Origin of the sequence: Paraburkholderia sp. GAS448 (assembly GCF_050435685.1) — a bacterium.
Lineage (GTDB): Bacteria > Pseudomonadota > Gammaproteobacteria > Burkholderiales > Burkholderiaceae > Paraburkholderia.
Window position 1 is genome coordinate 1 of the sequence record NZ_JBNDKT010000056.1, and the last position, 25860, is coordinate 25860.

A 25860-nucleotide genomic window follows, 5' to 3' on the forward strand; every position below is an offset into this window, starting at 1 on the left:
TGCGGTTTCGCGCGTCCCGCCTGATTCCCCGACACCGCAGCGAATGGGCCAGCGAAGAAAGCTATCGTGAATTGCTCGCCCAGTTGCTGGCGCGCGGTGAGCCATCGCCCTATCACGAGGCCGAAATCGAACGCATCGGCAAACTTGCCTGGTGGAATGAGGTGCAGGGCAAGGTCAGCCAGCCTTTCCCGGCCAGTCCCGATGTGTTCCACATCCATCCGATCGGGCTGGTGGGGAATTTTCTCCAAAGTACTACATGCGACTGCAAAGCCCGTTTTGAAAAAATATCGAAGATCGTTTTGCTTAATGAAGGCGGATTTGTGGACGATCCGAATGATTCGGGCGGCGCGACTAATAAAGGAATTGCGTGGGCGACGTGGCAAGCATACGCCAAGGAGGATATAGGTGTGGAACCGACATTGGCTAATCTGAAATCGCTGACTAATGATCAAGCCAAGGTAATTTATTTAAAGCGATATTGGGAGCCGCGCGGATTCTGTGGATTTTTCAATGAAAGAACTGCCTTGAATGTATACGATTGGACAATAACTTCATACAAGGCAATCAAGAAAATTCAGGAGTTGCTTGTTTCAGACCACTCCAAAACTATTGCGATTGACAACCACATGTCGAAACAGTTTATTGACCAGATCAACGCTATCGCTGACCAAGAGGGACTGGTGCAAAAAATTGGCGCAGCGCGCAAGCAATATTATACGTCTCTGGCATATTATGACAAGGGTAAGCCCAACAAAAATCACAAATTCCTGAATGGATGGTTAAAGAGAGTGAATCGATGCTTGACCTATAATTGGTAATTCAACGAGAAAGCAATATGAAAAATTTTAAAAAAATCACATTTTGTTATCTGTTTATTGCGTTTTTTTACAGCGTTAATGCGTTTGCCGATTCGTTTTCGGGTGCATGGGATTGGAATGTCGCGCCAAGTACAAGTACGTTTTCTATTAAGCTAAAACAGCAGGGAGGCGGCCTTCGTGGGCAATATTGCGCTGTGGCGCAAAATGGCAACAAAATTGATTGCGATGACGAGGAAAATCCAAACATTGAAGGAAATGTCGATGCTACGGGGCAATCGGCAACAGTCAGATTCTCGTCATTTTTTGGCGCAAAAAGCGGGAAGGCCCAAGTGACAATGCGCGACGGACATCTGGTTTGGCATGTCATCAGAAAACCTATCGGAGGGGAATTCTACGCCCCGAAAAACGCCGTCTTGGACCGGCATGAATAACTCTGCGGCTGAAGGTGACCCCTAGCGATTCAGGATTCGCTGCCGCGAAAAGACGAATTTTCAAGGACGGATGATTCGATTTATTCATTCCTCTGCCGAGCAGCCATGACATTGAGGGGAGGTATATGACAGAAAGGAAGAAAGCGCAGGAGGAATTGAAAAATGAACGAGATTATTAAATGGCTTGTATGCACAAGTGTGACTTTATGCGCCGCGCAAGCATCGTTCGCAGTTACCGTAAGGATCTATCACGGCCAGAATGGTGAAGCGCTGCTGATAGATGTAGGCGAAGATCGATCTTTCTTGATCGCCGGGGGAGCGATTCCTCGTGGCGCAGACGCGGCAGGAGATTGTTTTGCGAAAGCGACCTTGAAGTTAAAAAAGTCGCCGAATTACTTTGAGGGCGACCTTGATCCGGTAAGAAACGAAATAATGGATGTAAGTGGCGAAGATGTTGCAGGAAAGGGGGTTGGCGTCTATGTCTTATTGGATAGAATACGCGTTGGTAACGTTGAGACTGATGGTGTGTGCGCAGACGGTATCTATTTTTCTGGAAATTATCGAGAAATTTTGAGTAGCGATGTTAGATACAAAACGGCTTTCCTTTATTTTATGAGATTGGCTAATCAGGATGCGTCGCACTTGAGGGTCGAGGGGGATATCAAGGGTGCGATAAAGGAACTGAAGCCGTTTGTCGAGAGCTATAAACGGGACTGGCGAAAGAATAATGAAGACAAAAAGACGATTGATGACGCTGTTAGTAACTACAAAGACCTGACCAGAAAGTGATGTATTGCTAGTTGATCTTTTGCACTGTCCTGCCCGCCTTGGATTCTCACCTTCCGACAAAGCGACGGACGCACTTGGTCGTCATCGCGAATTTGAGCGGCCAGTCCCGATGTGTTCCACATCCATCCGATTGGGCTGGTTGGGAATTTCATCGAAAGTTGTGACTGTGCTGTCCGATTTAAGAAAATATCAAAAATCATTACTAGACATGAGGATGGATACGTTAATAGGAGCGATGACAAGGGCAGTCCGACAATCACGGTATCGCGTGGCTCACATGGCAGAAATATGCAGAGGAAGACGTGGGTGTCGCCCCTACGCTGGATAACTTGAAAAACTTGACGGAACAACAAGCGAGGTTATTTATCTGAAGCCTATTGGCAACCGAAGGGTTTCTGTGGCTTCAAAGATGAACGTGTGGCATTAATGTTTTATGACTGGAGCATAACTTCTGGTGGAGCCGCTTTTCAGATTCAAAGGCTGTTAAACCACAGATATCATTCAAATATCGTAGAGGACGGCAGTATGGGAAATCAAACGGACAATGCTATCAATTCCATTGCCGATCAAGAAGCATTGCTTCAGGATATAGCGTCGATTAGGCGACAATATTACACGAATATCGCGATCAAGGATGCCGGTCAGATTGGTAATCTTAAGGGGTGGTTGAACCAAGTGAATGATTGCTTACAGGTGCAAGTATGAACATGCGTAAATGTACTATCCCTTTGACGCTAGTAGTAAGCACCCTGCTCTTTCATTCGGTGTCGTGGGCGACGGAGGGCAGATTTTCAGGCAATTGGGAATACGCAGAGTATGTGACAGGATCAAGCAAGCCGTATTCAACCTTTGAAATAAAGCTCAATGAAGCGCGTGACGGCACAGTGACTGGCTCTTATTGCTTTATCACGCAGAATGGGAACCGAATCGATTGCAGCGTGGACAGGGAGGAAAATATTTCTGGACACGTGCGCGAAGACGGACAACTCGCAAAAATTCACTTTTATTCCTTTTTCGGCGCAAAAGATGGTTCCGCATAATTGGTTAGTTACAACGATGTATTGACGTGAAAGGTTACGAAAAACCCGAAGGGCGATTTTTTCTATGGCCCTTACTCGGTGCCTCTCACCCGGAAACAAGTTGGCGCCCACCAAGGCGAGCGTCAGATAGTTGTCGACAAAGCCTTCTTATATCCTACGCCATCGGAAACGAAGGTTAAAACGTATGTCGTTAAAGGAGAGTATGTGAAATTGATAAGTATTTCAGATGATTTGAAATTCTGGAAAGTATCATATCCTGAAAAAAAGGAGTCGCCATAGAGCGCTGGATTGATTGCCACGCCATCAACTCTTGTCCTTGAGCCAACCTAGTAGAGCGTGTCGGGGCTTGAAATCGCTCGTTCGCACCGCATAAGGTTCGTAAACTTCTAGAAGTCGTAGATTTGGGTGCGCGCTCCCAAGTACCGGGAAAGCAAAAGCAGTCGATCAAGAAAATTATCGACATTCTACGGGGTTCTTTTACATAAACACTCCTGGTGGTCATCGCGAATTCCCAGGGCAACCAGGAGAGGGCTAGATTTGCTCAGGTAGTGCGCGCCGATAACCTCGGCATATCACTCGTCAAGGAACTGCGGAAATCAACAGGACTACCTGTGCATGCTCCCGCTCATTGGCCGGGTCAATAAGACTGGATAGATGCGCGCGAAACACCTAACATACGACGAATTATCCACCCCTCGTGTATCCCGACTCATATCATTTCAAGCGTAGGACGTTCATATGAAACGTATGTTTGTCGCCGTCGCTGCCTTCGTAGTTTTAAGCGCGCCATCATACGCGCGGCAACAGTGCTTTATGGACGCGTTTGGTTGTCGGCCACCACCGATGATGCCGGAATGACTCAGTACAGCAATGGCGAAAGTCCTCAGACTGACGCAGCCGGGCTTACGCGATACAGCGACGGCTCGACGTCGACAACTGACGTAAGGTCAGGCCTGACCCAATTTAGCAATGGAACATCTTGTCAGACCGATCAATCTGGCCTCACACGATGTTTTCCCCGAAACTGAAACTGACCGACAAGAAACGCGAACGCGCCATATCGGGGTGCCCGTCGGAGGCCTTCGACCTTCACGTTGGATCCACCGGTTGAATCCGCACCAAGCATCCGTCGCCGACGTGTCCAAGCGAATGGCCGTTGTGGCCGGGTAACTGCCATCGAAGCGTCGCTGGGTCGAGTGACGGTTGTGGGTCGCCTACTACCGTTCGCGACAATGGGCAGGTCGATTCGCACAGCGAGCGGCAAGGAACGGCCGATAGTGTTTGCAAGGACTTCCCCCGAGAGTCAAGGGCGGGGTTGGATTTTCGGCGCCTGAAGATGGTAGGCGTCGAGAATCCATGCGGCGGTGCTGGTGGAGTCATATATCTCTCCTGTTGGTGGCGTCTGCTCTTACGCGCCGAAGCAATGCCAGGAACAGACGGCGTCTTTGCAAACGGCCTTGCTGCCCGAAGCGTATCGGGCGGGCCACGATATGAGCCGCACAGGAGAACCCTATTTGAAAACCGGCGAACAGCGATACGCCACACGCGGTGATGACTCGCCAACAGAATCGTCGGGTTCTTCTCCCGTTCGGTCTGACCTCGTCTTGCTATCGCGTCGAGCAGTAGTTGGGTTGGTCTGCCACGGCTAAGCGTGTTGGTCCGCTGCGGCCACGAAGCCGGGGACGATGCGGTAGCCCACTGCCTCGGCGTCCGAGATGACGGCACTAGCCAATCGTGCGCGTGCTTCCACTGCATCCACCACTAGTCCAAAGTCGGCTTGCACTTTCATAATTCGAGGGCCGAAGCGCTCACGCGACTGTCGCGCAAGGTGGGCGTTACGACGCTTGCAAAGATAAGCGGGAACAAGGATTTGTCTATCCTTCAAAACACGTACTACCGCGAGTCGGCCGAGCAGATTGCAGCGCGGCTATAGCGTGTGCAGTGCAGTGTGCAGCGTGTGTGCGATGGTCGGTGCAGGATCAAAACTGAGATCCACCCGATAGCGACACGTAGACGAAATTCTTGAGCGTTCGCTCCGGCCACGGCACCGGATCATTACAGTGGAGGGGCACGACCCGCTACCGGTAAGCAGCACCAGGTAGCTATCGATTGGCAGCGAGACGGAGGGCGGCGATATCACTGCGAGTTCCCCTGAGTCCGGTCGACCTGGTCGCCAGGTTTAGACGGGGCGTTTGCACCCGGTGGCGTCGTGCATGCGTGGCAACCCGCAGCCAGCAGTCATCGAGCACCGAAGAACATCGACATTCCCGCGTCGCCAGGCGAACAAACTCCTGGAGAGGCATCCTGTTGCCGGATAGCAAAGAAATCGACATCTACACCGAGCTGCTGGACACGTTCAAGCCATTCCGGCATATCGCCCTCACCGTTCCATTCGTTGCCTTTGTGGTCTCGATAACGGGGCGTCAGCGGTTTATCCGCTTCGATCGCAGCGGCAAGATTCTCGGGGCTTATTCCATATTCGTCCATGCGCCGGCGAATCCAGACAATCAGGCGATCGCGGGCTTCCCCATCAAAACTGCGATGCGGAATTCGTGGAGCAGGTGGCGGGCTCACCACATGGCTTTGTATGCGTAAAAGCATGGTTATCTCAAACGTAATGCTATGGGGCCCCCGGCGACGCAGCAGTTCAGGGGACAACCCGATTCATTGCGCCAGTCGTGTTGGCCGGTTGGGGCAGAAGGAAATATTCTGGAATGCAGAAAATTTTGGAATTAAGCTGCGTCCGTCGTGAACAAGAGACGTGACAACGACAGCATACGCCATATTCGTCGCGATTGAGTCCGGTGGCTGACACTCTGTCCATGCGTTCTTCGCCAATCTTCCTGACTGCTCCCAGCAAGGAACGGGCATGCTATCTCAACTGAGGTCGCTGCTGACAGGTCTGCGAGCACACTGCGCCCCGTTGGCTGGCATTCTCCGGAAGGCGCGCAACGGACATCTAAAAGAAAAATCGCGACAGAGTTACCAGATGCGCCCAAACTGCGTGATATGCCTGTCGCTTTCGCGATCGGCAAATCAGGAGAAACATATTGGCAAAGAGCACGATGCGCGGTAATCGCGAGGCCAAAAAGCCGAAACAACCCAAAAAGGTGATCTCTCCTGCGGTGGGCGTGTCCCCGGCGATTGCGCCGAAGACCGCCGTGGCCAGCGCACCGGCCAAAAAGAAATAGCAGGCACCCGGGGCACGGATCCGTGTCCTCTCTGCTTCATCCTTTCCGGGTGTTCAGCCAGGAACTGCGCCTACAGGGCTGCGCAGGTGCCCCTGTCTCTCAGTCATTGCCGCATCGGTCTGATCGAACTTCATCCGACGTTTCAGCGCGCCGCTAAACGGCATTAACGGATTGTGCATGGGGGTGTACTGACGCATTCCCGTTACGCGCATCGTTCCGGCGAAAATTTTTCGATGCGCCGGCAATCCGCACCGTGGAATCAAACTACAGCCCGGAGGCTTGCACCCACGCGACACGCGTAGTCCGCCCTCCCCGAAGGAAGATCCGATCATGTCCCAACTCAATGAGCCGTTCGCCGACACAACTGTGGCAAACGATAGGCGCGCCGCTAACGCGACACGCCGCAGCGACCGGTCCACCCCACCGAACTCACCGACATCGCGGGAAGTGCTCCTGTGAAAGCGATCCTTCGATATGTCGCGGGACATCGCTCGCCGTCGCCGCCATGGACTGACATCGCGCCGGTGCGCGAAGAACTGTTCGGCGTCGAACGGCTCGAGCAACACGCGGAGAGCCTCGCTGCCGCGCAAATGGTAACGAAGACACCACCTGCCGTTCTATCGCTGCACACGAGACTGAACGATAATGCCGCAGTCCTGCTAGCGGCTTACCGTGCGAGCGCCGAAGAACTGGAGAATGGCCGGGGCGTGGTGCCTGCCGCGGAATGGCTGCTCGACAACTATCACCTCGTCGAGGAACAGATCCGTGAGATTCGCGATGACTTGCCCCCCGGCTACTACCGTCAGTTGCCCAAGCTTGCCGTCGGCCCGTTCGCCGGCTATCCGCGCGTATTTGGTCTTGCATGGGCGTTCGTTGCGCATACCGACAGTCACTTCGACCCGCAGATCCTGCGGTGCTTCATCAGCGCGTATCAGCGGGTTCAGCCGCTGACGATCGGCGAATTGTGGGCCGTGGCTATCACGTTGCGCATCGTACTGATCGAGAACCTGCGACGCCTGACTGACCAGATCACCGCAGGCCGCAGCGCACGCGCCGACGCCGATGCACTCACCGACCGTCTGCTCGAAGCTGGCAGCGCCCGCTCGGCGCTCGAAGCGGACATTTCCACGCGCTCCTCGGGCCTGTTGTCCGAGCTGTTCGCCGCACAGCTCGCGAAACGGCTGCGTGACCAGGATCCGCGCACCACGCCGGCACTTGGCTGGCTGGAAGAGCGGCTCAAGCTTCAGGGCGCATCCATCGACGAAGTCGTGCAACATGCGCAGCAGCGGCAGGGCGCGTCGAACGTCACCGTGCGCAATGTGATCACCAGCATGAGGCTGATTTCCGACATCGACTGGGCGGGACTGTTCGAGGGGGTGAGTCTTGTCGACGCCCGGTTGCGCAGGGACAGCAGCTTTGCCACGATGGATTTTCCGACGCGCAATCTGTATCGCAGCGCGATCGAGCAACTGGCGCGTGGCTCGTCCTACACCGAACTCGAAGTCGCCGGGCTGGCGCTGGAATCGGCGCATGCGGCGGTGCTGGAGGCAGGCGATGCCGCGCAAGCGGAACGCGCCGGCGACCCCGGCTATCACCTGATTGCCGAAGGCCGCCGCGCACTGGAGCAGGCGATCGGATTCCGTCCGCCGCCGCGTCTGCGGATAGCGCGGTTCAACGTCCGCCTCGGCATCCGCGGGTACGTCGGCATGATCCTGGTGGTGGCCACGACGTTACTGGCGCTGGCGTTGTGGGCACTGTGGACACTAGCGCCGCGAGGTCTCGAAGCCTGGGTACTCGCGCTGTTTGCCGCATGCGGATTCTTGCCCCTCACCGAGGTCGCGACCGCCCTCGTCAATCGCGCGGTGACATGGAGTTTCGGTGCAATCACGTTGCCGGGTCTCGAACTGACTGCCGGCGTGCCGTCGTCGTTGCGCACGCTGGTTGCCGTGCCGACGCTCCTGACGAGCGAAGCCGATCTGCGCGAGCAGGTCGAACGTCTTGAGGTGCATCATCTCGCGGGAGCCGGTGGCGACCTGTCTTTCGCGTTGCTGGTGGACGGGCTCGATGCGGATCAGGAAGTGCTGGCTGGCGATGCACATCTGCTCGCCGTGGCCTCCGACGCCATCGAAGCTCTGAACAGCCGTTACGAGCCTGGCCCGAGCGGCAGCCGCTTCCTGCTGCTACACCGCCGCCGCGTGTTCAACGCGAGCGAGAACAAATGGATGGGCTGGGAACGTAAGCGCGGCAAGTTGCACGAACTGAACCGCCTGCTGCGCGGTGCGACGGACACGACCTTCATATCGATCGCCGGCCGTGCGCCGCAGGTGCCGTCCGACGTGCGCTACGTCATCACACTCGACGCCGATACGCGTCTGCCACGAGACGCCGCGCTGCGGCTAATCGGCAAGATGGCGCATCCGCTAAACCGGCCGACGTTCAGCGACGCCGAACAACGCGTCGTCAACGGATACGCGATTCTGCAACCGCGTGTCACTCCGTCGCTGCCCGTGGGCCAGGAAGGGTCACTGCATCAGCGCGTCTTTTCCGGCCCCGGCGGGATGGACCCTTACGCGGCGGCCGTGTCCGATGTCTATCAGGATCTGTTCGGCGAAGGGTCGTATACCGGCAAGGGTATCTACGACGTCGATGCGTTTGAAGCGGCATTACATGGACGCGTGCCCGAAAACGCGCTGCTCAGTCACGATCTGTTCGAAGGGATTTTTGCGCGTGCCGGACTGGCGTCGGATGTCGAGGTGGTCGAGGAAGTACCGTCTCGTTACGACGTGATTGGCAAACGGCAGCATCGCTGGACGCGTGGCGACTGGCAGTTGCTGCCGTGGATCGTCGGCCATCGTGGCCGGGACCGACACGCGATGCCGTCGATCGGCCGCTTCAAGATGCTCGACAATTTGCGCCGTTCGCTGCTCGCACCCTTGATGGTCGCCGCGCTCGGCTTATGCTGGCTTATGCCGATCCGCACCGGGATTGCAGGCGCGCTGCTGGTGCTTGGCGCGCTCGCGATTCCCGCTTTCCTGCCGACGCTGTTCGTGATCCTGCCGCGCCGCAGCGGCATCCATCTGCGCAATCATCTGGACGTGCTGGCCGCCGAGTTGCGGCTCGCCACCTTGCAAACAGTTCTGTCGGCCGCGTTCCTCGCTGACCAGGCGTGGCGCATGGGCGATGCGATCGTCCGGACGCTGATGCGCCTGTTCGTGACGCATCGCCGGCTGCTCGAATGGACGACCGCTGCGCAGTCGAAGGGCAGCCCTCGTCTCGATCTGCGCGGCTTTTATCGGCAGATGACAGGCGGTGTCGCACTCGGCCTCGTACTGCCGGCTGGTGCCATCGCGTTCGCACCGTCGCACTGGGCGCTCGTGCTGCCGTTTGCGATGTTATGGCTCGCCGCGCCGGCGCTCGCGCTGTGGTCGAGCCGTTCGCCGACCGTGGCGCGGCGTTTCGCGATGGCGGACCTGGACGCGCGCAGCCTTCGCCTCATCGCGCGACGCACGTGGCGTTTCTTCGAGACCTTCGTTACGCCAGCAGAAAACATGCTGCCGCCCGACAACTTCCAGGAAGATCCGAAGCCGGTCGTCGCGCACCGCACCTCGCCGACCAACCTTGGGCTGTATCTGCTGTCGGCGATTGCCGCGCGCGATTTCGGCTGGGGCGGGACGACGGAAACTGTCGAACGGCTCGAAGCAACGTTCGCTTCGATGCACAAGCTCACCCGTTTCAAGGGGCATTTCTATAACTGGTACGGAACGCTCGATCTCCAGGTGCTGGCGCCGGCGTATGTTTCGTCGGTCGATAGCGGCAATCTGGCCGGTCATCTGATCGTCCTCGCCAACGCGTGCGAAGAGTGGCCCCATGAATTGCTCGCGCCGGCTGCGCGGTCCGGAATGATGGACAATCTGCAACTCGCGCGGGAAGCCATCGACGCGCTGGCCGCCGCAGGCGGTGAACGTGGCAGGCAGCTGGTTGGGATCCTCGAAGAGATCAGCACGCAGTTGCACGGCCCGCAGACGCTCGAAGCGCTGTCGCCGTCGCTCGTGCGGCTGACGGAAAAGGCTGCGAAGGCAACGCGTGAACTCGTGCCCGCCGGCGGCGACGACAGTTCCGCCGACCTGATGTTCTGGATAGACGCGTTGAGCAAAAGCGTGACCGAACATGCCCGCGACCGGCAGCAACTCGCCGAGACGCCGGATCTTCTGCGGGCACGCCTGAAGTCGCTCGCCGATTCGTCGCGAGCGATGGCGCTCGACATGGACTTCGCGTTCCTGCTCGATCCGGAACGCAAGCTGCTATCGATCGGCTATTCGCAATCCGACAACAACCTCGACCTGAACTGCTACGACCTGCTGGCGTCCGAAGCGCGCCTCGCGAGCCTGTTCGCCATCGCGAAAGGTGACGTGACGACGCGCCACTGGTTCCGCCTCGGCCGCGCCGCGACGCCGGTCGGTAACGGCTCGGCGCTGATCTCATGGTCGGGGTCGATGTTCGAATACCTGATGCCGTCGCTGGTGATGCGCGCGCCGGTCGGCAGCCTGCTCGAGCAGACGAGCCGTCTGGTGGTGGAACGGCAAGCCTCGTATGGGCGTTCGCTTGGCATTCCGTGGGGCATTTCGGAATCGGCGTACAACGCTCGTGACATCGAATTCACCTACCAGTATTCGAATTTCGGCGTGCCCGGTCTCGGCCTCAAGCGAGGGCTTTCAGAGAACCGCGTGATCGCGCCGTATGCAACGGGGCTAGCCGCGATGGTCGACCCACAAGCCGCGCGAGAGAACTACGCACAACTCGCCGCGCTGGGCGCGCTGGGTCGCTATGGGTTCTACGAAGCACTCGATTTCACCCGCTCGCGGCTACCGGACAATGAGGATGTTGCGATCGTGCGCAATTTCATGGCGCATCACCAGGGCATGACGATCGTGTCGATTGCGAACACGTTACTCGACGCGCAGATGCGTGCACGTTTCCATCGCGAACCCATGATCCAGGCGAGCGAACTGTTGTTGCAGGAACGTATGCCGCGCAATGTCGCCGTTGCGCACCCCCGTGCCGAAGAAGTGAACACGTCAGCAGCCGTCGCCGGTGTCGTGCCGCCGACCGTACGGCGCCTCGCTGCGTCGGCTGTGGCCGGCGCAGCGCCAGTGACACACCTGCTGTCGAATGGAGACTACGCGGTCATGCTGACTGCGACGGGCTCCGGTTACAGCCGTTGGCGCGACATGGCGGTGACGCGCTGGCGCGAAGACGCAACCCGCGACAACTGGGGCTCCTTCATCTTCCTGCGCGATACGCAGAGCGGCCACGTGTGGTCGGCGGGCGCACAGCCGACAGGCAGCGAAGCCGGGTACGAAGAGGTTGTGTTCGGCGAGGACCATGCGGAATTCATTCGCCGCGACGGCTCGTTGACAACTACGATGGACGTGCTGGTTTCGGGTGAAGCAGACGGCGAAGTACGCCGCGTGTCGTTGGCAAACAGCGGACGCCGCGCGCGCGAAATTGAACTGACCTCCTACGCCGAAATCGTGCTCGCGACGCCCGCCGCCGACAACGCGCATCCGGCCTTCTCGCGGATGTTTGTCGAGACCGAGCACCTCGCAGAATTCGGCGCGCTGGTGGCCACGCGCCGTCCACGTTCGCACGAGGAAAAACAGGTGTGGGCTGCGCATTTCGCGATTGTTGACGGCGAGATCGTCGCCGATCCGCAATACGAATCGGATCGCGCGCGCTTTCTGGGGCGCGGGCGCAACGCCGGCACGGCGGCGGCGATCTTCGACGATCAGCCGCTGACCAACACCGCCGGGACCGTACTCGATCCGGTCTTTGCACTTAGGTATCGCGTGCTGGTGCCGCCGGGCAAGGTCGCTCGCGTGACGTTCTGGACACTGGTGGCCGAGTCGCGAGCGCTGTTGCTCGATCTGGTCGACAAACACCATGACCGCAACGCGTTCGATCGCGCCAAAACGCTAGCCTGGACGCAGGCCCAGGTGCAGTTGCGCCACCTCGACGTCGAAGCCGAAGAGGCGGCGGATTTTCAGCGCCTCGCCGCGCCCGTCATTTACGCCGACGCGCGTTTCAGAGCGCCGTCGGACACGATCATTCGCGGGGCCGGCGCACAGTCGGGACTCTGGCAGCACGCGATTTCCGGCGACCTGCCAATCGTGCTGCTGCGTATCGACGACGTCGAAGACATCGCGCAAGTCCGGCAGTTATTGAGGGCACACGAGTACTGGCGGATGAAGCAGCTGGGCGTCGATCTCGTCATCATCAACGAACGGGCATCGTCGTATATCCAGGAGTTGCAGGGGGCGATCGAAACAGCCGTGCGCAGCAGCCAGGCACGGCCGCGTTTCGGCGAAGAGCTCGCGCAAGGGGGGATCTTTACGCTGCGCGCCGATTTGATGAGCGTGGAGGCGCGTGCGCTGCTGCAATCGGTCGCGCGTGTCGCGTTGATCGCGCGTCGCGGTTCAATCGCCGACCAGCTCGCCCGGGTGCCGCAGTCGCAGGGCCAGCCGTCGGCGCTTCGCCGGCCGAAGCCGCCGATGTCGCCGCCATGGCCCGCGCCGCCTCATCTGCCTCGCGAGCTTTCTTCGGTTCCGCTGAGACTCGAGTTCTTCAATGGTCTGGGCGGTTTCGATAAAAACGGTCGGGAATACGTAACCGTTCTCGTGGCGGGTGCGACGACGCCCGCGCCGTGGATCAACGTGATCGCGAATTCCGGCTTCGGCTTTCAGGTCGCTGCGGAAGGCAGCGGCTACACGTGGGCCGAAAACAGCCGGGACAATCAACTCACGCCGTGGTCGAACGATCCGGTCGAAGACCGAGCCGGTGAAGCCATCTATGTGCGCGACGAAGTCACTGGCGATGTGTGGGGCGCCACCGCGCTCCCGATCCGCGATGGCGGGACGTATGTCGCGCGTCACGGGCATGGCTACAGCCGCTTCGAACACGAGGCGAATGGCATCGCGCTCGACTTGCTGCAATACGTGCCCCTCGCCGACCCTCTGAAGATCTCCCGGCTGACGTTGCGCAACCTGTCCGGTAGGCCGCGCCGTCTGTCCGTGACGACGTGGATGGAATGGGTGCTCGGCACATCGCGCGGCGCATCGGGACCATTCATCGTGACGGAAATCGACTCCGCTACCGGCGCGATGCTGGCGCGCAATCCGTGGAGCATGGGGTTCGCGGGGCGCGTGGCGTTCGCGGACCTCAGCGGTCAGCAGACCGCGTGGACGGCGGATCGCACCGAATTTCTCGGCCGCAACGGCCAGACTGCGGTGCCCGCCGCGCTGACCGGCAACGCGCCGCTGTCTGGCGCGACCGGTGCGGGCCTCGATCCATGCGCGGCGATGCAGCGCGTGATCGAGCTGGGCGTGGACGAGATCGTCGAAGTGGTGTCGTTCGTCGGGCAATGCGCTTGCGTCGAAGAGGCGCGGGCGTTGATCGAGCGCTATCGCAAGGCCGATCTCGATGCTGTCCTCGCCGAAGTGACGAGCCAATGGCAGGACGTGCTCGGTACCGTGCAGGTGAAAACCCCCGACCGCGCAATGGACCTGATGCTAAACGGCTGGCTGCTGTATCAGACTCTCGCGTGCCGTACCTGGGCGCGCTCGGCGTTCTATCAGGCAAGCGGCGCATACGGGTTCCGTGACCAGTTGCAGGACGGCATGGCGCTTACCCATGCGCAGCCGGACGAGACACGGCGGCATTTGCTGCGCACCGCGGCGCGGCAGTTTGTCGAAGGCGATTTCCAGCACTGGTGGTTACCCCAGTCGGGGCAAGGCGTGCGCACGCGGATTTCCGATGACCGAGTGTGGCTCGCGTTCGCGACGGCGACGTACATCGGCTGCGCGGGCGATTTCGCGATTCTCGACGAGATCGTGCCGTTCCTCGATGGACCGCCACTGCGGCCCGGCGAGCACGATGCGTTCTTCCAGCCGATGGTCGCAGATGAATCAGCGTCGCTGTTCGAACATTGCGCGCGCGGCCTGGATCAATGCATCGAACTGACCGGCAAGCATGGCTTGCCCCTGATCGGTACGGGTGACTGGAACGACGGGATGAACCGCGTTGGTGCGGACGGTAAGGGGGAAAGCGTTTGGCTCGGCTGGCTGCTATTGCGGACTATTGAGCTGTTCGCCCCCCTGGCTGAATCGCGCGATGTGGTTTCGGTTGGGCGCGCTGCGCGCTGGCGCGCTCATGCGGCGTCGGTGCGCGAGGCGCTGGAGCGCGACGCGTGGGACGGCGAATGGTATCGCCGCGCGACTTTTGACGACGGCACGTGGCTCGGCTCGAAAGACAGTGACGAGTGTCAAATCGATTCGATCGCACAGTCGTGGGCTGTGCTGTCAGGCGCGGCAGATCCAGCGCGCGCGGCGCTGGCGATGTCGTCGCTGGAAAAGCACCTTATCCGTCGCAACGACGGGCTTGCTTTGCTGTTCACGCCGCCGTTCGACAAAACGTCGCACGATCCCGGCTATATCAAGGGCTATCCGCCGGGGCTGCGTGAAAACGGCGGGCAGTACAGCCACGCAGCGATGTGGGCGATCCTCGCTTTCACGAAAATGCGTGATGGCAACAAGGCCGCCGCGCTGTTTTCACTGCTTAACCCGGTCAATCATGCGCGCACACCGCTGGAAGTCGACCGCTACAAGGTCGAACCCTATGTCGTTGCGGCCGATGTCTATTCCGTGGCGCCTCATATCGGACGGGGCGGCTGGACCTGGTACACAGGATCCGCTGGATGGATGTACCGGGCGGGCGTCGAGGGCATCCTTGGGATTTGTCGGGAGGGGGATTTTCTCGTGGTCGATCCTTGTATTCCCGACAGGTGGCCGGGGTTTGAAGCAACAGTGACGATGCACTCGACGCGGTATGAAGTCCGCGTCGAATCCGCTGACGAGCGCGGTGTGATGCGTGCGGTGCTCGACGGCGCGAGTGTCGAATGTGGTGATGGACGGGTGCGCGTGCCGCTTGATGCGGGGTCGCATACGCTCGTGATTTCGCTTTGCTTCGGCGTGAGTGAAGACGTGAACTCGGGCGCGCAGGTCGCGTGACGAATCACGCATCGGTCACCGAGAGTAAAACAGGAGACGGAAAATGGCAGTAGCCGGCAAATCTGATCGGAGCAAACGATGTTGGCATGGCACTACACCACGGGACGAAAATTTCAGCACATCACCTCAAGCGGGATGCTAATCCCAGGCGGCATCGGGGTCGAACCCACCGGGACGCCTGTGCTGTGGTTTTCGCGAAATCAGCATTGGGAGCAAACCGCTGGCGACGAGTGTCATGAGGCTGGGCAACCGCCGCGCCGCCTGACGATGCGTGAAACTTACATGGCGAGCGGCGGACTCGTGCGGTATGGATGCGATCCTAAACGGCTGTACGTCGGCGAAATGCTGCGGCGAAAAGCAGGGCTGCCCCACGAGCTCTGGGCGGCCTTGCATGCCGCGGGGAAGCTGCAGCAGGCGTATCCCGCCGCGTGGTGCGGCTCGGTCGAGTCAATTCCGGTTGATGACCTGGTCGTGCATGTCATGAGCGAATCCTTCAAATGGCAGCGCTTCGAGGCATGCTAGAGGATTGTCGGTCATTGAATGCCAGTTGACGCGAGGCTTGCTGTGTTCGTGATTTTCACGCCGCGCATGCGCAAGTCCGTTCATGTTGCACCGTTCATGTCGAGGCTTAAGCGCCCTCGTAGTCGTTCGGTGTTGCCGACTTCAAGAACTCGTGTCCCTCCCATGTCAGCCGCCAGTCGCTACCCATGGAACGCACGAGATGTGCGTCGGCCAGCAGGTTCAACTGGTACCACACACCTTTGCTCGAAACATCGAACGCATCCTTGAGCGCTGCCTCAATGTCGAATTCGCCAAGGCGCGGCGACCTGTTTTGCTCGAGCGTTTTCAATATCGCGAGCGCCAGGTTCATATCCCGTTTCATGATCACCTCCTGTTCTGGGTACGATTACACTCCCCGCGATAACGCCACGGAGCAACGTCTGTGAAAACGTCTCCGCAAGCATCCTGGGAGCGGTGTCCCCGACAGGCTCATGTTGCGATCCGGACGCGCCGGGCGAATCTCCGTGCCCGCTGCTAATCCCGTCATGGATTCAACGCCTGGGGCCCCTCATCCCCTCTGTCTCCATGGCGGCATTGCGCTCCTCACTGGCTTCGATGGGATCCATGGCCTCGTCTATGGAAGCCGTTGCGCGCTCTGTGGCGGCTATCGTTTCGTCGACTGTCGCACTGGATTCTCCGCCGTCGTTGCCCGGCGGCTCCAGCATGTCACGAAGCATGGCCGCCAGTTCAGGCGTATCCCAGGGCAGGCCTCGCTGCTTTTGCCTCTTTATGTAGTGTCTGACTTCTGCGTCTTGCTCCGGAGGCAAGGGAAGACCGCGAAAGGTGCTTCGAGGGTCGGTGTTTCTCATGGTACTACTCCGGGATTTGTCCCATCCCCAGTGTAGTCTTGTTGTGGTCCAGGGGCCTCAACTATCGATTTATCCATCGACCGATCCGTCCCTTCTCATCAAGTCGTCGAGCAGACGGGCATTACCCTATGCGCAAATGTATCTGGATGAGCACGTTCATGGACTTTTCCTCCCGCGAACTCGCGTGCGCCTGACCGCGATGGCCGAAGGGAAAACAGGTCGACATGTGATTTGCCGCGTCTTGCGGTGGCGTTGGAACCGGAGGTCTTCATGCAACGAACGGTCGAATATCGCGGATTCGAGATTCACGTTGATTTGCTGCCCACATCGAAGGACATGTTCGACGTCTGGTTTCGCATCGAAGGACCCATCAGGCCGCAAGGCGTAGCGGCGCTCGGTGAGCGAATCAAGGTCCGGGGTGGCCCGTTTTCCCGTCGCTGGGCCTACCTTGTTGCGGAGATCGCCGGCCAGGCCGCTATCGATGTAATCCTCGGTCCCCTTGCATAGACGAAGACTGCGGGCGCGTTGTACCTCCCGTGCGGATCTTGTATGTTCTGCATGTACTTCCTTCGACGCGCGCCACAACTTCTCGTACACCGCAACGGGGCCGTTCACGTCTGGCAACCGGGAAATCCTGAAGTTGGACGATTGCAGTCAGGCCGTTCCGTTCAACCTGACGTCCAAACCGTGGAATGCCATGCTGCGGCGCGACCGCGGAAATCAGCATTCACCTACTGGCGCAGCGGCACCTTCGCCTCCTCCAGATTCTTCCCGGGGCGCCTGCTGATCACTGCTAGCGCTTCGATCTGCGAGCTTTGCGCCATCCCAGTCAGTTCACGCATCTCCTCAAGCGCCTTTGTCAACGTCCGCTGGATCAGTGCTCCCTGCTGCGCGACGGCATCCTTCGGATCCTCGCCGCTCATCCTCTGCACAGCAGTCCGCATCTCCTCCACATGCCTGCTGAAAAGCTCTGCCTGCTTCTTCACCAGGGCCTGTATGCCCTCATTGGCCACGCGGTGGTCCTGCGTTAGCGCGGCGATGTCCTTGCGCTGCGCTTCGATCAGCAAGGTCACGTCAACTCCGGGAATCTTGAGTTGTTCCAGCATCCGGCTGAAATCGGTAACGGCATTGAATGGATCAGTCATGGCATGTTTCCTTGAGACAGTTAGCGAAGACATCGGAATCCGGTAACGCAAAATCGACACGCCGACCGCCTTCACGGTTCGCATGATCAAAGAACAACAGCATGACGCCTGAAGACCCTTGGGTCACCGACCGGCAAGACGGCGCGCTGATACACCTCGTTAAGCAGATCCGCCGCCGACAGATAGAACGCCAGCGCCGCAGTCACGAGACCCATGTAGCCTCCAGCGATACGCAAAACACCTCCCCCCGTCCATTCCCCAGCGGCGAGCAGAACGAACGTGATCCAGAGCGCCAGAAAAATGAACTGCAATGCGCGCGGCGAACGGAACGTCGCAAGCCACATATAGAATGTGAACACGCCCCAAAGGAACAGATACCAGCCGACAAACGCGGCGGGCACCTTGTCGTGCAGAAAGAGCACGAACAGAGCAAACGACCACCAGAACGCTCCGTAACTCAGGAACGCTGTCGCGCCGAATGTATTGCCGCGCGGCAGTTCCATCAGCCCGGCGATCGCCTGCGCGGTACCACCGTAGGCCAGTGCACAGGCGAGGACCATTCCCATCGAATCGCCGGAGAACCATCCGACGTTGATCATACTTAGAAGCCACGTTGTCAACGCAAAGCCTGCGAGACCCAACGGCGCCGGATTCGACAGTTTCAATTGAAGAGGCACATTGCTCATTTCCTGCTCCTGAGATCTATAAAAAGCGCCGCAACGATCTCGCGATCGTCGGGACGATCAACCGAGCTGATCGAGAATGGCCGGATTTTCGAGCGTCGAAACGTCCTGCGTAATCTCCTCGCCTGCTGCAAGTGAGCGCAGAAGGCGGCGCATGATCTTGCCCGAGCGCGTCTTCGGCAGGTTCTCACCGAAGCGGATCTCCTTCGGCTTCGCGATAGGGCCAATTTCCTTGCCGACCCATGCCCTCAGTTCGTTTGCGATCTTCGCCGCTTCCTCGCCTTCAGGGCGCACGCCCTTCAGCACCACGAAAGCGATGACGACCTCGCCTGTTGTCTCGTCCGCTCGCCCCACTACTGCGGCCTCAGCGACCAGCGGATTGGCGACCAGTGCCGACTCAATCTCCATCGTTCCGAGGCGGTGTCCGGACACATTCAGCACGTCGTCGATGCGACCCGTAATGGTGAAATAGCCGGTCTCGCTGTCGCGAATCGCGCCGTCGCCGGCGAGATAGAGCTTGCCCCCGAGTTCTTCCGGGAAGTAGCCCTGTTTGAAGCGCTCCGGATCGCCCCACACCGTGCGCAGCATCGAAGGCCATGGGCGCTTTATCACCAGAATTCCGCCCTGCCCGTTTGGCACGTCCTGCCCCGTTTCATCGACGACCGCCGCCATGATGCCGGGCAGCGGCAACGTGCAGGAGCCTGGAACGAGCGGCGTCGCGCCAGGCATCGGTGCGATCATGTGGCCACCGGTTTCGGTCTGCCACCAGGTGTCGATCACCGGACAACGTCCACCACCGACGTGCTCGTAGTACCACACCCAGGCGGCCGGATTGATCGGCTCGCCGACCGTGCCGAGCACGCGCAGCGTCGACAGATCAAAACGGTCCGGATGCACTTTCGCATTGCCTTCTGCCAGCTTGATCAGGGAACGGATCGCCGTCGGCGCCGTGTAGAAGATCGTGACCTTGTGCCGGGCGATCATGTCCCAGAAGCGGCCGGCGTCCGGATACGTCGGCACGCCTTCGAACACGACCTGGGTCGCGCCCAGTGCGAGCGGACCGTACGCGATATAGCTGTGCCCTGTGATCCACCCGATGTCCGCCGTGCACCAGAACACGTCGGTGGGTTTCCAGTCGAAGGTCCACTTCATCGTCTGGGCCGCCCATAGCAGAAAACCGCCCGTGCTGTGCTGCACGCCCTTCGGCGTGCCGGTCGACCCCGACGTGTAGAGGATGAAGAGCGGATGCTCCGCGCCGACCCCTTCGGGCGCACATTCACCGGATTCGGCCTGCATGAGTTCGTGCATCCACAGGTCGCGGCCTTCGTTCCATGCCACCTTGCCGCCGGTACGCCGGTAGACAATCACGCTCCTCACTGCTTCGCAGCCGCCCATGGTGAGCGCTTCGTCGGCGATGCTTTTCAGAGGCAACGCCTTGCCGCCGCGCATCTGTTCGTCGCAGGTGATCAGCGCTATTGCGCCGACATTGACCAGCCTCTCATTGAGCGACTTCGACGAGAAGCCGCCGAACACGACCGAATGCGTCGCGCCGATCCGCGCGCAGGCCTGCATCGCGACGATGCCTTCTACCGACATCGGCATATAGATCACGACACGATCGCCTTTCTTCACGCCGCGCTTCTTCAATGCGTTCGCAAGGCGACACACGCGTTGCAGCAGATCCTCGTAGGTAACCTGGGTGACGGTGCCGTCGTCGGCTTCGAAAATCACCGCGATGCGCTGGCCGTGGCCCGCTTCGACGTGCCTGTCGAGGCAGTTGTATGACGCGTTCAGCTCGCCGTCCTCGAACCACGTGTAGAACGGTGCATTCGTTTCGTCCAGTACCGTGGAGAAAGGCTTGTTCCAGCTGAGCGTCTCGCGCGCCAGACGACCCCAGAAGCCGTCGTAGTCACGCTGCGCTTCAGCGACGAGCGCCCGGTAAGCGTCCATGCCGGATATCGCCGCGTGCGCCGACAAGGCGGGAGGGGGGAGGAACACTTGCGGTTCCTGGCATATCGAATCGGTAACTAGCATTTTTTAATCCTCTGCGGGTTATGGCGTGGAGCCGCGACGACGTCGCCGCAATTCAGTTCAGGCATGGCGTACATGTCTGCGTGGGTGGGAAACACGGATCGCGCAGTGAAACCGGAATCACAGGAATTGAACTGTCGGGCGGCGCAATGGCATCGCAATGACGCTCGCCGCCATGCGCGTGGCGGAAAGAAATAGCGTGATCGGATCGAGGTCATGATGGCCACTCCTTGCGGGTTGAGCGGCCTGGACGGTCAATCGGAAAGAATCAGGTTGCACGGGGCTGTCTCAAGCGCCTTAAGGTGAAGACACAGGGCGCCTGCGGATACGGTGCTCGCACCTTTACCGGAAGTCGGTACGGTGCCGTACCGGGCCCGGCAATCATCGCCGGGCTGGGTTGCGTCACCCCGTGCCGTCACTTATCTCTTGATATTCGTGACGCTATTCGTGGGTCGATAGCGCCACTTGGCTGCCGTCGGGTCGATTCCGGTCGCATCCTGTGTGCGCTTCCTGGCGCGTTCCTCGTCGGCATGGCCGTATTCCACCCGTCTATCCCGGGTGGGGTTATTTGCATCGGGCAGCAATGACATAAGTCCTCCGTATGTCGACTATATGACGGTTCGAAGTGATCGGGTCGTCGGTGCAATAGCGAGTCGCACCAACACGTTCCCCAGACCGGGTCGCTTCCAGTGACTACAGCCCGTAGCGCTCACGCAAGCTGCATCTCAGACGATGCCTGATCGGCCCGAGCATACGCTTCCCATACTCGATCTGGTGTCCATATCGGTAAAAAAAGACCGAGAATCAGCGCCATACCGATCAGGATTCCACGCATTGCCATGGCATCGCGTGCCCTCGCCGGAGTTGGAGACGGCTTGCAGCGGACACCGCACCGACGCCTCATACGGTATGCAAAACAACCTGGAAGTGAGAACAGATCGTGCAGTCAATAAAGCCGGACGTCTGTACGCTGTCGTACCGCATTGCCACGCCCTCCGGCGTAGGGTCATAGACATCATTGCAAACCCAGGAGAGCATCATGCTTAGACGTACATTCATATGGACTACGCCAGGTTCGATCATGGCACTAGGCCTCGCGGTCTCCGGTTGCACCACAACCGGTCAATCAAACGCCAGCGGTCAGCAGATCGACAAGCGCCACGCGATCGACGCAGGCGTCGACTCGACCCTTACGCGCCTTTATGGCGCGGCAAATGGCTCGCGTGAGCTGGTTGGCAAAGCTCATGGTGTGCTGATATTTCCGTCAGTCATCGATGCTGCCCTCGTGGTCGGCGGCCAGTATGGCGAAGGATCGTTGCGCGTGAGTGGCCATACGGTCGGGTACTACAGCACGGCAACGGGTTCGGTAGGCTGGCAGGCCGGCGCCCAATCGCGCGCTATCGTGTTCCTCTTCATGACCCAGGAGTCGCTCGACAAGTTCCGTAGCAGGGACGGCTGGTCGGCCGGCGGAGACGCGTCGGTGGCCGTGCTGAAACTCGGCGCGAACGGCGCCGTCGACACCACCACGGCCACAGGCCAGGTGGATGCGTTCGTTCTGGCGAATGGCGGGTTGATGGCGGGCGCGTCGCTTCAAGGCACCAAGGTCACACGGCTCACGACGCTCTAAGACGCGAGGCAGACAGGACATCGCATGCGCGGTGTCCTCGTTTCCAGATTGCGGAGAAATCATGCTGCGAAGCGTAAGGAGCCTGCACGGCTGCGTCATTCGTGCGTTTGACGGCGATATAGGCTCTGTCAACCAGGTCTACTTCGACGACGAGTCGTGGGGCGTCCGCTATCTGGTGGTCGAGACGGGGAACTGGCTCAACGACCGGCAGGTACTGATTTCTCCCTACTCGGTCGAACGCGCGGCCCCGCCGTCACACACCGTCCGCGTGAGCCTCACCCGACAACAGGTGAGAGACAGCCCGAATATCGACGCGCACAAGCCAGTATCTCGCCAGCATGAAATCGAGTACCTGCGTTACTACAGCTATCCGACGTATTGGGGTGGTCCGAACCTGTGGGGTATGGGCGCCTATCCCGCGTTCGATCCGGGCGAGGCCGTACCCGATGCCGGGCCAGAGTTGCCGATACGCCCCATCATGCACGCGAGCCGGGCGCGTGCGGACGTTCATCTGCGTAGCACTGACGCGGTCAAGGGCTATCACCTCGAAACGGCCGATGGCAGCCTCGGCCACGTGTCGGATTTCATCTACGACGACGAAGCCTGGGCCATTCGTTACCTGATTGTCGATACGCACAACTGGTGGCCTGGCGGCAAGGAAGTATTGATCGCGACCGACTGGATCCACACGGTCGACTGGTTCGCGTCCACCGTGTCAACGTCGCTTACCCGCGAGGTCATCCAGCATAGCCCGTTATACGACAAGTCGGTTCCAATCCATCGCAGCTACGAAGTGGCGCTGCACCAGTTTTACGGCAAGCACGGGTACTGGTCGAACGCGCGTATTCGCTGACAAGCGCCGTCACACCTTACAGCGCGCGACGCAAGCGCACCTTCGACCATCGTGTGAGCCTTGTCGACGATACGGATTACCTGTGCTTCACCGGGCAAACTTTCCGCCCCGTTGCCGCCAATGGCAGCGCGATTGGCGGGCGCACGGTCGAGCATCCGGTCGCCCTTTTTGTCCGGGACGTCCGAAACAGCAGCCAGGGAACAGCACAAAATGGATACCCTTCCGCAGGTCCAACCCCAAGCCAGGATAGAGCAGCCGGATCATCCAAAGATTCTGCGGATCATGGGGCCTGGCTTGATCACGGGAGCGTCCGATGACGACCCCAGCGGCATCGCGACCTATTCGCAGGTCGGTGCGCAGTTCGGGTACAGCCTCGCGTGGACCTTGCTGTTCAGCTATCCGCTCATGGCAGCCATTCAGGAAATCAGCGCGCGCATCGGGCGCGTCACCGGCTATGGCATCGCCGGAAATCTTCGCCGTCACTACACACCCTGGCTCTCGAGCGCGATCGTCGGCATGCTGCTGGTTGCGAACGTCATCAATCTTGGCGCCGATCTTGGTGCAATGGGGGCTGCGCTGAAACTGTTGATCCCCGGCCCCGCCCTGCTATACGTGTGTTTCTTCGGTCTGATTTCTGCCGCTCTGGAGATCTTCACCCAATATTCGCGGTACGTGTCGGTCCTGAAATGGCTGTGCCTGTCGCTGTTCAGCTACGTCATCTGCGCGTTCGTGGTGAAGGTGCCGTGGGCCGAGGTGGGTCGGGCCGTGGTCTGGCCGCAGTTTTCACTCAAGCCCGACTATCTGGTCGCGATCGTGGCCGTCATGGGGACGACCATCAGCCCGTACCTGTTCTTCTGGCAGGCCGAACAGGAAGTCGAGGACGAGAAGGAACGTCCCGGCGCACTGGCCCTCACCCGCGCTCCCGAACAGGCGCGCTCCGAGTTCAGCCGCATCCGGATCGATACGTATCTTGGCATGGCGATATCGAACGTCATCGCATTCTTTATTGTCGTCACGACCGCGACGACGCTGCATGCCCACGGCATCACTAACATTCAAACCTCGGCCGAAGCCGCTGAAGCCCTGCGCGCGGTCGCAGGCCAGTTCACTTTTGTCGTATTCGCCGCGGGCATTATCGGCACGGGGATGTTGACGCTTCCCGTCCTCGCCGGATCGGCCGCTTACGCCGTGGGCGAACTGTTTTCATGGCGTGTCGGACTCGCGCGCCGGCCGTTCCAGGCCAAGGCGTTCTACACGGTCGTCGCCGCGGCAACGTTGATTGGTGTCGGCCTGAACTTCACCGCCGTCGATCCCGTCAAGGCGCTTTACTGGAGCGCGGTGCTCAATGGGATTGTCGCCGTGCCGGTGATGGTCGCCATGATGTTCCTGTCGATGCGACCGGACATCATGGCCGGATTCACCTTGCCGCGGGCGTTGAGGATACTGGGATGGATCGCGACGATCGTCATGGCAACCACGGTTTTCGCCATGGCAATTACATGGTTCGGATGAGCATCGCTTCGAAGGAGTGACCGGAGCGTGGGCCGGTAAAGGCATACGGGATCGGTACAGTGACCTCCCTGTTCAAGGGCCCTAAGCGGTTTGCGTCCGGCACCGGACAGACGCCGACCGGAAACAGGCGCAAACATGAACTGTTCGATCAACGCCCGCCCGCGAAAAGTATGCACTGGCGAGCATTTACCAGGTTGCCTTGGAGACCATGATGAAATTCACCACCGTTACCGCCCAGCGAGCACCTTCGCCTGCTCTCGTGGCAGCGTTCGTTCTCGCGATAACTGCGTTCGCCAGTCCTGCAGGCGCTGCGACGACGGCGCAAAATCGCGCGCCCGCACATGTCATGACCGTCGCAGCCCATGAATCCGTGGATACACGCATCAACAGCCTTCACAGCAGGCTTCAGATCACGGCTGACCAGGAAGCGCTCTGGCAAAAAGTCGCGCAGGTCATGCGCGACAACGAGACAACCATGGACGCGCTCAAAGACGCACGCAGGAGTCACGCAAACAGCATGAGCGCGATGGATGATCTCAAGGCCTACGGTCTGGCCGCCGATGCGCACGCTGACGGCATCAGAAAGCTGACGCCGGCGTTTCAGACGCTATACGACAGCATGTCCGACGTCCAGAAAAAGAACGCCGATCTGATTTTCCGGACCGATCACCACCATGCGGCGAAGAAGAGCTAAACGCGGGATCCCCGCAATGGGCAGCGACCTGATGCCGCCAGAAGCGTTGCCGGCATCGGATCGCAAACAGGAGTACATGATGAGAAACACCGAAATGCGAACCGCCCGCAAAGGTTCGACTAAGGCCCGGATCGTAACCGCATCGGCCGTCACGCTGGCCATCGGCTGTCTGTCGATGGCGCCCGCGCTTGGTGCAGACTACAACCACCAGGAGAACCAGCAACAGACGACAAATGGCCAGAACCACTATAACCAGGGAAATCGACAAGACCAAAAGAATCAACACGGGCAACAGGCCCAACGTTATCAACACGAGCAACAGACCCAACACTATCAACACGAGCAACAGACCCAACACTATCAACACGATCAATACGATGCCCAGCGCCACGGTGACTATTATCGTGGTCAGGACTATGTCTACGCTCCGCCGCCCGTTGTCTATGCCCCTGAGCCGTCGCCAGGCATCAATCTGTTCATACCGCTTCAGTTTCGTTAGCAGGAAGGCCGCACGAGAGCATCTCCCGCTACCGTACAGACAGATCACCGCGAACCATGAGACCGTAGAAGTCCACCCTGCACGCACCAGCGGCCCTCGGGCCGCTCTCGCGAGG

At 59.4% G+C, this 25860-nt stretch carries 20 protein-coding genes and 1 pseudogene; 15 read left to right on the forward strand and 6 right to left on the reverse strand.

All coding sequences use genetic code 11. From position 1 onward, the window contains the following. The 6 genes and pseudogenes from P3T23_RS43145 to P3T23_RS43170 form a co-directional block, all read left to right on the forward strand. Positions 1–818, forward strand: an 818-nt coding sequence (locus tag P3T23_RS43145) for a glycoside hydrolase family 108 protein (protein ID WP_429322165.1), incomplete at its 5' end; no start/stop codon positions are given. A 17-nt stretch (positions 819–835) separates the two neighbouring features. Continuing rightward, positions 836–1249, forward strand: coding sequence for a hypothetical protein (locus tag P3T23_RS43150; RefSeq protein WP_429322166.1), 414 nt, complete (start codon positions 836–838; stop codon positions 1247–1249). A gap of 162 nt (positions 1250–1411) precedes the next feature. Further along, on the forward strand, positions 1412–2038 hold the full coding sequence (locus P3T23_RS43155) for a hypothetical protein (protein WP_429322167.1): 627 nt from the start codon (positions 1412–1414) through the stop codon (positions 2036–2038). 426 nt (positions 2039–2464) lie between these two features. After that, entirely contained in the window at positions 2465–2743 is a 279-nt protein-coding gene (locus P3T23_RS43160; RefSeq protein ID WP_429322194.1) for a putative peptidoglycan-binding domain-containing protein, read from the forward strand. Next, entirely contained in the window at positions 2740–3078 is a 339-nt protein-coding gene (locus tag P3T23_RS43165; RefSeq protein ID WP_429322168.1) for a hypothetical protein, read from the forward strand. Before P3T23_RS43160 ends, P3T23_RS43165 begins: the two co-directional genes overlap by 4 nt. A 1777-nt stretch (positions 3079–4855) precedes the next feature. Further along, positions 4856–5011 (forward strand): annotated as a pseudogene (locus tag P3T23_RS43170) (tyrosine-type recombinase/integrase); the annotation flags it as partial. A gap of 305 nt (positions 5012–5316) precedes the next feature. Here the strand turns inward: P3T23_RS43170 and P3T23_RS43175 are convergent. Continuing rightward, a complete protein-coding gene (locus tag P3T23_RS43175; RefSeq protein WP_429322169.1) occupies positions 5317–5679 on the reverse strand; it encodes a hypothetical protein in 363 nt (120 codons plus the stop codon). A gap of 449 nt (positions 5680–6128) precedes the next feature. Between P3T23_RS43175 and P3T23_RS43180 the strand changes: the two genes are divergently transcribed. The 3 genes from P3T23_RS43180 (at position 6129) to P3T23_RS43190 (ending at position 15853) form a co-directional block, all read left to right on the forward strand. Then, positions 6129–6269 (forward strand): hypothetical protein, encoded by a 141-nt coding sequence (locus P3T23_RS43180; RefSeq protein ID WP_429322170.1) that lies wholly within the window; start codon positions 6129–6131, stop codon positions 6267–6269. A 455-nt stretch (positions 6270–6724) separates the two neighbouring features. Beyond that, the gene (locus P3T23_RS43185) at positions 6725–15331 is read left to right on the forward strand and encodes a GH36-type glycosyl hydrolase domain-containing protein (RefSeq protein WP_429322171.1); all 8607 of its coding nucleotides are present in this window, start codon (positions 6725–6727) and stop codon (positions 15329–15331) included. A 78-nt stretch (positions 15332–15409) separates the two neighbouring features. After that, a complete protein-coding gene (locus P3T23_RS43190) occupies positions 15410–15853 on the forward strand; it encodes a hypothetical protein (RefSeq protein WP_429322172.1) in 444 nt (147 codons plus the stop codon). 106 nt (positions 15854–15959) lie between these two features. Here P3T23_RS43190 and P3T23_RS43195 read toward each other — a convergent pair whose 3' ends face one another. Further along, a complete protein-coding gene (locus P3T23_RS43195; RefSeq protein WP_429322173.1) occupies positions 15960–16214 on the reverse strand; it encodes a hypothetical protein in 255 nt (84 codons plus the stop codon). A gap of 169 nt (positions 16215–16383) precedes the next feature. Then, positions 16384–16701, reverse strand: coding sequence for a hypothetical protein (locus P3T23_RS43200; RefSeq protein ID WP_429322174.1), 318 nt, complete (start codon positions 16699–16701; stop codon positions 16384–16386). A 270-nt stretch (positions 16702–16971) separates the two neighbouring features. Here P3T23_RS43200 and P3T23_RS43205 point away from each other — a divergent pair, with 270 nt between their 5' ends. Further along, positions 16972–17208 (forward strand): hypothetical protein, encoded by a 237-nt coding sequence (locus tag P3T23_RS43205; protein ID WP_429322175.1) that lies wholly within the window; start codon positions 16972–16974, stop codon positions 17206–17208. A gap of 224 nt (positions 17209–17432) precedes the next feature. On the opposite strand, the gene P3T23_RS43210 is transcribed toward P3T23_RS43205, so the two are convergent. The 3 genes from P3T23_RS43210 to acs are packed head-to-tail and all read right to left on the reverse strand — an operon-like array spanning position 17433 to position 20563. Then, positions 17433–17930, reverse strand: coding sequence for a phasin family protein (locus P3T23_RS43210; protein WP_429322176.1), 498 nt, complete (start codon positions 17928–17930; stop codon positions 17433–17435). 2 nt (positions 17931–17932) lie between these two features. Continuing rightward, complete coding sequence (locus P3T23_RS43215) at positions 17933–18532, reverse strand: acetate uptake transporter (RefSeq protein WP_429258959.1); 600 nt, start codon at positions 18530–18532, stop codon at positions 17933–17935. A gap of 57 nt (positions 18533–18589) precedes the next feature. After that, positions 18590–20563 (reverse strand): acetate--CoA ligase, encoded by a 1974-nt coding sequence (acs, locus tag P3T23_RS43220; protein ID WP_429322177.1) that lies wholly within the window; start codon positions 20561–20563, stop codon positions 18590–18592. 1036 nt (positions 20564–21599) lie between these two features. On the opposite strand from acs, the gene P3T23_RS43225 reads away from it, so the two are divergent. The 5 genes from P3T23_RS43225 (at position 21600) to P3T23_RS43245 (ending at position 25745) form a co-directional block, all read left to right on the forward strand. Continuing rightward, on the forward strand, positions 21600–22187 hold the full coding sequence (locus P3T23_RS43225; protein ID WP_429322178.1) for a BPSL1445 family SYLF domain-containing lipoprotein: 588 nt from the start codon (positions 21600–21602) through the stop codon (positions 22185–22187). Between the two features lie 61 nt (positions 22188–22248). Continuing rightward, positions 22249–23040: a PRC-barrel domain containing protein gene (locus tag P3T23_RS43230; RefSeq protein WP_429322179.1), complete on the forward strand. Its 792-nt coding sequence runs from the start codon at positions 22249–22251 to the stop codon at positions 23038–23040. 210 nt (positions 23041–23250) lie between these two features. After that, complete coding sequence (locus tag P3T23_RS43235) at positions 23251–24552, forward strand: NRAMP family divalent metal transporter (protein WP_429322180.1); 1302 nt, start codon at positions 23251–23253, stop codon at positions 24550–24552. Positions 24553–24763: 211 nt separating this feature from the next. Then, positions 24764–25246 carry a Spy/CpxP family protein refolding chaperone gene (locus P3T23_RS43240; protein WP_429322181.1) on the forward strand — a complete coding sequence of 161 codons (483 nt, stop codon included), beginning with the start codon at positions 24764–24766 and terminating at the stop codon, positions 25244–25246. Positions 25247–25262: 16 nt separating this feature from the next. Next, positions 25263–25745: a hypothetical protein gene (locus P3T23_RS43245; protein ID WP_429322182.1), complete on the forward strand. Its 483-nt coding sequence runs from the start codon at positions 25263–25265 to the stop codon at positions 25743–25745. Positions 25746–25860 lie beyond the last annotated feature (115 nt).

Coding starts and splice junctions, on each gene's coding strand:
- P3T23_RS43205 (WP_429322175.1), top strand. CDS start 16,972: ATGCAACGAACGGTCGAATATCGCGGATTCGAGATTCACGTTGATTTG.
- P3T23_RS43195 (WP_429322173.1), bottom strand. CDS start 16,214: ATGAAACGGGATATGAACCTGGCGCTCGCGATATTGAAAACGCTCGAG.
- P3T23_RS43155 (WP_429322167.1), top strand. CDS start 1,412: ATGAACGAGATTATTAAATGGCTTGTATGCACAAGTGTGACTTTATGC.
- P3T23_RS43215 (WP_429258959.1), bottom strand. CDS start 18,532: ATGAGCAATGTGCCTCTTCAATTGAAACTGTCGAATCCGGCGCCGTTG.
- P3T23_RS43175 (WP_429322169.1), bottom strand. CDS start 5,679: ATGCTTTTACGCATACAAAGCCATGTGGTGAGCCCGCCACCTGCTCCA.
- P3T23_RS43240 (WP_429322181.1), top strand. CDS start 24,764: ATGAAATTCACCACCGTTACCGCCCAGCGAGCACCTTCGCCTGCTCTC.
- P3T23_RS43200 (WP_429322174.1), bottom strand. CDS start 16,701: ATGAGAAACACCGACCCTCGAAGCACCTTTCGCGGTCTTCCCTTGCCT.
- P3T23_RS43150 (WP_429322166.1), top strand. CDS start 836: ATGAAAAATTTTAAAAAAATCACATTTTGTTATCTGTTTATTGCGTTT.
- P3T23_RS43190 (WP_429322172.1), top strand. CDS start 15,410: ATGTTGGCATGGCACTACACCACGGGACGAAAATTTCAGCACATCACC.
- P3T23_RS43225 (WP_429322178.1), top strand. CDS start 21,600: ATGCTTAGACGTACATTCATATGGACTACGCCAGGTTCGATCATGGCA.
- acs (WP_429322177.1), bottom strand. CDS start 20,563: ATGCTAGTTACCGATTCGATATGCCAGGAACCGCAAGTGTTCCTCCCC.
- P3T23_RS43235 (WP_429322180.1), top strand. CDS start 23,251: ATGGATACCCTTCCGCAGGTCCAACCCCAAGCCAGGATAGAGCAGCCG.
- P3T23_RS43165 (WP_429322168.1), top strand. CDS start 2,740: ATGAACATGCGTAAATGTACTATCCCTTTGACGCTAGTAGTAAGCACC.
- P3T23_RS43210 (WP_429322176.1), bottom strand. CDS start 17,930: ATGCGAACCGTGAAGGCGGTCGGCGTGTCGATTTTGCGTTACCGGATT.
- P3T23_RS43230 (WP_429322179.1), top strand. CDS start 22,249: ATGCTGCGAAGCGTAAGGAGCCTGCACGGCTGCGTCATTCGTGCGTTT.
- P3T23_RS43245 (WP_429322182.1), top strand. CDS start 25,263: ATGGGCAGCGACCTGATGCCGCCAGAAGCGTTGCCGGCATCGGATCGC.
- P3T23_RS43160 (WP_429322194.1), top strand. CDS start 2,465: ATGTTTTATGACTGGAGCATAACTTCTGGTGGAGCCGCTTTTCAGATT.